Here is a 6886-nt window from a genome sequence, read left to right as displayed (position 1 = left end):
GTTCAACTCTCATTTGATCCTTGAAAACTAGATAACGAAACGAATTTGCGCAATTAGAAATATTCTTTTAGCTGAACTTGTGTCAAGTAATTGATCAAGTTTTTATAAAAGTAGCAGCGAAGGTTTTGGGATCATCGATCCATATAACCGGAGCAATTGGTTAAGCTACTAAGAGCACACGGAGGATGCCTAGGCGCTAGGAGCCGAAGAAGGACGTGGCGAACAACGATACTGCCTCGGGGAGCTGTAAGCAAGCTTCGATCCGGGGATGTCCGAATGGGGAAACCCAGCTGATGTAATAGTCAGTTACCCGTATCTGAATACATAGGATACGAGGAGGCATACCCAGGGAACTGAAACATCTAAGTACCTGGAGGAAGAGAAAACAAGAGTGATTCCGTCAGTAGCGGCGAGCGAACGCGGAACAGCCTAAACCAGAGAGCTTGCTCTCTGGGGTTGTGGGACGTCTCACATGGAGTTACAAAGGAATTTATTAGGCGAAGAGGTCTGGAAAGGCCCGCTATAAGAGGTAAAAGCCCTGTAGCCGAAAGTATATTCCCTCCGAGACGGATCCCGAGTAGTGCGGGGCACGTGAAACCCCGTATGAATCCAGCAGGACCATCTGCTAAGGCTAAATACTCCCTAGCGACCGATAGTGAAACAGTACCGTGAGGGAAAGGTGAAAAGCACCCCGGAAGGGGAGTGAAATAGATCCTGAAACCGTGTGCTTACAAGAAGTCAGAGCCCGATTCTTAAGGGTGATGGCGTGCCTTTTGTAGAATGAACCGGCGAGTTACGTTCCCATGCAAGGTTAAGGCGAGAAGCCGTAGCCGCAGCGAAAGCGAGTCTGAATAGGGCGACTTAGTATGTGGACGTAGACCCGAAACCGTGTGATCTACCCCTGTCCAGGGTGAAGGTGCGGTAACACGCACTGGAGGCCCGAACCCACGTATGTTGAAAAATGCGGGGATGAGGTGGGGGTAGCGGAGAAATTCCAATCGAACTCGGAGATAGCTGGTTCTCCCCGAAATAGCTTTAGGGCTAGCCTCGGAATTGAGAGTCGTGGAGGTAGAGCACTGATTGGGTGCGGGGCCCGCAAGGGTTACCAAGCTCAGTCAAACTCCGAATGCCATAGACTTATATCCGGGAGTCAGACAGTGAGTGCTAAGATCCATTGTCAAAAGGGAAACAGCCCAGACCATCAGCTAAGGTCCCCAAGTGTGTGTTAAGTGGGAAAGGATGTGGAGTTGCACAGACAACCAGGATGTTGGCTTAGAAGCAGCCACCATTTAAAGAGTGCGTAATAGCTCACTGGTCGAGTGACTCTGCGCCGAAAATGTAACGGGGCTAAACACACCACCGAAGCTATGGCTTGAATCGACTTCACTGCTTCTTTGAGGTAGTGAGACTGAGATGAACATTTTTGTCAGACTTGAGATGAAATCAAGGATGACCAAATGCTCTCAGGGGATAAACACACTTCGAAGGCGGAGTGAAGTCGATTCAGGGGTAGGGGAGCGTTGTGTATGCGTTGAAGGTGTACCGTAAGGAGCGCTGGAGAGTACACAAGTGAGAATGCCGGTATGAGTAACGAAAAGATCAGTGAGAATCTGATCCGCCGAAAGCCCAAGGTTTCCTGAGGAAGGCTCGTCCGCTCAGGGTAAGTCGGGACCTAAGGTGAGGCCGAAAGGCGTAATCGAAGGACAACAGGTTGAAATTCCTGTACCACCGTAAACCGTTATGAACGATGGGGTGACGCAGGAGGGTAGTGACGCGGACTGATGGATGTCCGTCCAAGCAGTGAGGCTGATGTGTAGGCAAATCCGCACATCGATAAGGCTGGGCTGTGATGGGGAGTGAAAATTATAGTAGCGAAGGTCATGATCTCACACTGCCAAGAAAAGCCTCTAGTCAGGTGAAGGTGCCCGTACCGCAAACCGACACAGGTAGGCGAGAAGAGAATTCTAAGGCGCGCGGAAGAACTCTCGTTAAGGAACTCGGCAAAATGACCCCGTAACTTCGGGAGAAGGGGTGCCTCGGTAGGGTGAATAGCCCGAGGGGGCCGCAGTGAAAAGGCCCAAGCGACTGTTTAGCAAAAACACAGGTCTGTGCGAAGCCGTAAGGCGAAGTATACGGGCTGACGCCTGCCCGGTGCTGGAAGGTTAAGGGGAGCGGTTAGGGAGTAATCCCGAAGCTGTGAACCGAAGCCCCAGTAAACGGCGGCCGTAACTATAACGGTCCTAAGGTAGCGAAATTCCTTGTCAGGTAAATTCTGACCCGCACGAATGGCGTAACGACTTGGGCGCTGTCTCAACGAGAGATCCGGTGAAATTTTAATACCTGTGAAGATGCAGGTTACCCGCGACAAGACGGAAAGACCCCATGGAGCTTTACTGCAGCTTGATATTGGATTTGGGTACGATCTGTACAGGATAGGTGGGAGCCTTTGAAGCATGAGCGCCAGCTTGTGTGGAGGCGACGTTGGGATACCACCCTGATCGTATCTAGGTTCTAACCTGGTACCGTAATCCGGTACGGGGACAGTGTCAGGCGGGCAGTTTGACTGGGGCGGTCGCCTCCTAAAGAGTAACGGAGGCGCCCCAAGGTTCCCTCAGAATGGTTGGAAATCATTCGAAGAGTGCAAAGGCATAAGGGAGCTTGACTGCGAGACCTACAAGTCGAGCAGGGACGAAAGTCGGGCTTAGTGATCCGGTGGTACCGCATGGAAGGGCCATCGCTCAACGGATAAAAGCTACCCTGGGGATAACAGGCTTATCTCCCCCAAGAGTCCACATCGACGGGGAGGTTTGGCACCTCGATGTCGGCTCATCGCATCCTGGGGCTGAAGTAGGTCCCAAGGGTTGGGCTGTTCGCCCATTAAAGCGGTACGCGAGCTGGGTTCAGAACGTCGTGAGACAGTTCGGTCCCTATCTGTCGTGGGCGTAGGAAATTTGAGAGGAGCTGTCCTTAGTACGAGAGGACCGGGATGGACGTACCGCTGGTGCACCAGTTGTTCCGCCAGGAGCATGGCTGGGTAGCTACGTACGGAAGGGATAAGCGCTGAAAGCATCTAAGCGTGAAGCCCCCCTCAAGATGAGATTTCCCAATTCGTAAGACCCCTTGAAGACCACGAGGTAGATAGGTTGGAGGTGGAAGTGCAGCAATGCATGGAGCTGACCAATACTAATCGGTCGAGGGCTTATCCAAAAAACACCCCAAAAAGTGAAGCGAAGCTTTGAAGCAACGCCGAATACTTTCCGGGGACCCCGATATTGCATGGGGGAAATGCTACGGATTCTAAAACACGCAAATTCGTTTCGTATCTAGTTTTCAGGTGATCAATCACTTGAATTAAATATTGTTCCCTGATAGCTCAGTTGGTAGAGCACTCGACTGTTAATCGAGTTGTCACAGGTTCGAGTCCTGTTCGGGGAGCCACTTATGGAGAGGTGTCCGAGTTGGCCGAAGGAGCACGATTGGAAATCGTGTAGGCGCCAAAAGCGTCTCGAGGGTTCGAATCCCTCTCTCTCCGCCACTATTATTTCAAGCAAGGCCCGTTGGTCAAGGGGTTAAGACACCTCCCTTTCACGGAGGTAACAGGGGTTCGAATCCCCTACGGGTCACCACTTTCTTTATTGCATCAGGGGATGAGAATCCCGTCGGTTCGTCGGAGGATAACTTCGTAAGTATAGGCTTCGCAGTCTCGAACGAAGTGAGAGTATCCCCTACGGGTCACCAATTTCTTTTGAAAAACACTTGCTTCTTATATCAGATTTTGGTATGATTAAAGTCGCTTTGTTATGGAGGCTTAGCTCAGCTGGGAGAGCATCTGCCTTACAAGCAGAGGGTCGGGGGTTCGATCCCCTCAGCCTCCACCATGATTTATCCCCAAAAAGTGAAGCTCATGCTTCGCAAGTAATTCCGATTACTTTTCGGGGAACCCATACAAGCAACCCTTTTAATGACGCGGGGTGGAGCAGTTCGGTAGCTCGTCGGGCTCATAACCCGAAGGTCGTAGGTTCAAATCCTGCCCCCGCAACCAATTTATATCGCGATAGCGATAATGCCTCATGGAACTGTGGTGTAGAGGCCTAACATGCCTGCCTGTCACGCAGGAGATCGCGGGTTCGAATCCCGTCAGTTCCGCCATTATTTATAACTTTGGGATGAGATGAGTATCCGATATTGGGTTCCGTCAAAGTTCGCGAAGAGCTTTAAGGCTCGGTAGCTCAGTCGGTAGAGCAGAGGACTGAAAATCCTCGTGTCGGCGGTTCGATTCCGTCCCGAGCCACCATGTACGTTTTATAACTTTATATGCCGGTGTAGCTCAATTGGTAGAGCAACTGACTTGTAATCAGTAGGTTGGGGGTTCAAGTCCTCTCGCCGGCACCATTCTGGAGGATTAGTGAAGTGGCTAAACACGGCAGACTGTAAATCTGCTCTCTTCGAGTTCGGTGGTTCGAATCCATCATCCTCCACCAGTTTTTAGGGGCATAGTTTAAAGGTAGAACAACGGTCTCCAAAACCGTTGGTGTGGGTTCAATTCCTGCTGCCCCTGCCATTGAATATTTATAATGAACTTGGCGATCGTGGCGAAGGGGTTAACGCACCGGATTGTGGTTCCGGCATTCGTGGGTTCGAGACCCATCGGTCGCCCATTATTTCATTATGATTATTCTCTAAAAAAACTATTACATTATGGCGATCGTGGCGAAGGGGTTAACGCACCGGATTGTGGTTCCGGCATTCGTGGGTTCGAGACCCATCGGTCGCCCCATAGTTTTTTTAAAAAATGTTGGGGATTAGCCAAGCGGTAAGGCAACGGACTTTGACTCCGTCATGCATAGGTTCGAATCCTATATCCCCAGCCATTGATTTTTATGTTTGCGGACGTGGCTCAGCGGTAGAGCATCGCCTTGCCAAGGCGAGGGTCGCGGGTTCGATTCCCGTCGTCCGCTCCATTTTTATTTCTGGCGCCATAGCCAAGTGGTAAGGCACAGCTCTGCAAAAGCTTTATCCCCAGTTCGAATCTGGGTGGCGCCTCCATAACAAAACTATGTGCCCTTAGCTCAGCTGGATAGAGCGTTTGACTACGAATCAAAAGGTCAGGAGTTCGAATCTCTTAGGGCACGCCATAAAGTAAGCCGGTGTGGCGGAATTGGCAGACGCGCGCGACTCAAAATCGTGAGGGAAACCGTGGGGGTTCGAGTCCCTTCACCGGCATCATCCAAAAGGAATGTAGACTATAAACGTCTGCATTCCTTTTTTCGTTGCATCTACATCGATAGCTTCGTTGCTCGGTAGCAGCTAAGCTGAAGATCCGTTACTCTTCATGATAAAAGGCTAATCTTGATGAGCTTAAGTGTTATGTCACTTCATTTTATTACTCGCAAGCAATACACCTTAATCCTATGCAAACTTCTGAGATGCAACCTCCTTAGATCAATCTCATTTCCTTTACTATGCTATCCTTCTTCATGATTTTCATATTCGGCCCCATGCTTCATCCTACCGCTACCTTAACCTACCGTTCCACGGGCTTTACTACTATCACCTTAGAGCTGAAGCTATACTCATCAAACTAAACTAACATTAGAAACCACGTCTCTTTATTAGGTAAAACAAAAGCAAGGATACCGGAGGATTCATCCACACAGGTCAGCTTATCGAATCATTGATCCAGTGCAGGGTTGGACGCAGGTCTATAGGAGGCCCCGCCTTAGGTCTAGGTGCAAAAACCGTCCCCAGGCCGTTTTAGTTAAACTCGAAATTACCTAGAATAGAGTCATAAGGTTGAACAAATGAAACAACGATCAAACAACAGAAAGGCGGTGTATAAATGAGAAATTCAAAAGGAAATGGAATGAGTATCCTGTTGATTGGTGTAGGGATCTTGGTTCTCCTGGGAGTATTCGGTCCTCTGCTTGGATGGTTGTTCAGTCTTGTAATTCCAATCCTGATGGTCGCTTTGGGATACTACGGGATCCGGAGAGGTAACACCTTGATGGGATGGGTTATTCTCGGTATCGGTGTGATCTGGTTGATGGGTAAACTGTCTTGGCTGATCGGTCCGATCCTTGGAATCATCTTGATCATCTACGGGGTGTCCCGATTGAAGAATGGTAGACCCCGTTATTGATAAAAACCACTACATTAAATAACATGCAAAAACAACAGATCATGATAGATGAGGAGGGCTAAGCGAATATGAGTGTTTTCCGGCGGATAAGAGACATAACCGTAGCAACATTGAATGAAAAGCTCGAGCAGAGCCAGGATCCGGTTCGATTGATCGACCAGTTCCTACATTCAACCAGACAGGACATTGCTGAGGCTGAGAAGCTGCAGCAGCAATGTCAAGTACATTCCAGACAGCTGAAGCAGCAGGTGGATCAAGCAGAAACCATGCGATATAAACGCGAAGAGCAGGCACTGCTTGCACTGAAGGCCGGTGAAGAACATCTTGCCAAGCTGGCATTGCAGGAGAAGCTGATCTATGAGGAAAAGATTGAACAGTATCAAGGCCTGTTGTCCTCAAGCCTGGAATCGTTAAAAGAAATCGAGGAGCAGCTCGGCGAGCTGCGGATGGAATATCAGACGGTATACAGCAAACGTCAGTATTATGTTGCCCGAGTGGAAACCCTTCGTCTTCAGCAAAAAATGAATGAACGTACAGGCTCCTATGGCGGCGGTCCTGATGTACCGAAGATGTTCAATCGTCTCGAAGACCGTATCAGCGACTGGGAACTGGAAGCCAGAAGTCTTCGCGATTTACGCCGCATGGGGCAGGAATACATGGATCAGGCTGGTGAAACAGTCTCCACTGTATTGGAAAAAGAACTTGCCCGCCTGAAGCAAAAGCTGAATAACAGCGGAAAGGAGTAAC

Annotated in this window: 2 protein-coding genes, 17 tRNA genes and 1 rRNA gene; all 20 read left to right on the top strand. The window is 49.7% G+C overall.

The window, feature by feature from the left end; translation table 11 throughout:
- Nucleotides 1-158: 158 nt before the first annotated feature.
- The 20 genes from MHH48_RS30300 (at nucleotide 159) to MHH48_RS30205 (ending at nucleotide 6885) form a co-directional block, all read left to right on the top strand.
- Nucleotides 159-3207: ribosomal RNA gene (locus MHH48_RS30300) — 23S ribosomal RNA — on the top strand.
- A 155-nt stretch (nucleotides 3208-3362) separates the two neighbouring features.
- A tRNA-Asn gene (locus tag MHH48_RS30295) sits at nucleotides 3363-3438 on the top strand.
- Nucleotides 3439-3443: 5 nt separating this feature from the next.
- A tRNA-Ser gene (locus MHH48_RS30290) sits at nucleotides 3444-3535 on the top strand.
- Between the two features lie 16 nt (nucleotides 3536-3551).
- Nucleotides 3552-3626: transfer RNA gene (locus tag MHH48_RS30285), tRNA-Glu, on the top strand.
- Nucleotides 3627-3802: 176 nt separating this feature from the next.
- Nucleotides 3803-3878, top strand: a tRNA-Val gene (locus MHH48_RS30280).
- A gap of 87 nt (nucleotides 3879-3965) precedes the next feature.
- A tRNA-Met gene (locus MHH48_RS30275) sits at nucleotides 3966-4042 on the top strand.
- A gap of 30 nt (nucleotides 4043-4072) precedes the next feature.
- Nucleotides 4073-4149: transfer RNA gene (locus tag MHH48_RS30270), tRNA-Asp, on the top strand.
- Between the two features lie 69 nt (nucleotides 4150-4218).
- Nucleotides 4219-4294 (top strand) — tRNA-Phe (locus tag MHH48_RS30265).
- A gap of 22 nt (nucleotides 4295-4316) precedes the next feature.
- Nucleotides 4317-4392: transfer RNA gene (locus tag MHH48_RS30260), tRNA-Thr, on the top strand.
- A 4-nt stretch (nucleotides 4393-4396) separates the two neighbouring features.
- Nucleotides 4397-4481, top strand: a tRNA-Tyr gene (locus MHH48_RS30255).
- 6 nt (nucleotides 4482-4487) lie between these two features.
- A tRNA-Trp gene (locus MHH48_RS30250) sits at nucleotides 4488-4561 on the top strand.
- 22 nt (nucleotides 4562-4583) lie between these two features.
- A tRNA-His gene (locus MHH48_RS30245) sits at nucleotides 4584-4656 on the top strand.
- Nucleotides 4657-4701: 45 nt separating this feature from the next.
- Nucleotides 4702-4777: transfer RNA gene (locus MHH48_RS30240), tRNA-His, on the top strand.
- A gap of 19 nt (nucleotides 4778-4796) precedes the next feature.
- Nucleotides 4797-4871 (top strand) — tRNA-Gln (locus MHH48_RS30235).
- A gap of 15 nt (nucleotides 4872-4886) precedes the next feature.
- Nucleotides 4887-4961 (top strand) — tRNA-Gly (locus MHH48_RS30230).
- A gap of 11 nt (nucleotides 4962-4972) precedes the next feature.
- Nucleotides 4973-5046: transfer RNA gene (locus tag MHH48_RS30225), tRNA-Cys, on the top strand.
- 12 nt (nucleotides 5047-5058) lie between these two features.
- Nucleotides 5059-5135, top strand: a tRNA-Arg gene (locus MHH48_RS30220).
- Between the two features lie 8 nt (nucleotides 5136-5143).
- Nucleotides 5144-5223, top strand: a tRNA-Leu gene (locus MHH48_RS30215).
- Nucleotides 5224-5839: 616 nt separating this feature from the next.
- On the top strand, nucleotides 5840-6139 hold the full coding sequence (locus MHH48_RS30210) for a hypothetical protein (protein ID WP_076324889.1): 300 nt from the start codon (nucleotides 5840-5842) through the stop codon (nucleotides 6137-6139).
- Between the two features lie 68 nt (nucleotides 6140-6207).
- Complete coding sequence (locus MHH48_RS30205; RefSeq protein WP_076324888.1) at nucleotides 6208-6885, top strand: PspA/IM30 family protein; 678 nt, start codon at nucleotides 6208-6210, stop codon at nucleotides 6883-6885.
- Nucleotide 6886: the final 1 nt, after the last annotated feature.

Origin of the sequence: Paenibacillus sp. FSL F4-0100 (assembly GCF_037993005.1) — a bacterium.
Classification (GTDB): domain Bacteria; phylum Bacillota; class Bacilli; order Paenibacillales; family Paenibacillaceae; genus Paenibacillus_AQ.
The sequence above is the reverse complement of the archived record's forward strand: the minus strand, read 5'-3'. Positions and strand labels throughout refer to the sequence as shown.

Coding starts and splice junctions, on each gene's coding strand:
- MHH48_RS30210 (WP_076324889.1), top strand. CDS start 5,840: ATGAGAAATTCAAAAGGAAATGGAATGAGTATCCTGTTGATTGGTGTA.
- MHH48_RS30205 (WP_076324888.1), top strand. CDS start 6,208: ATGAGTGTTTTCCGGCGGATAAGAGACATAACCGTAGCAACATTGAAT.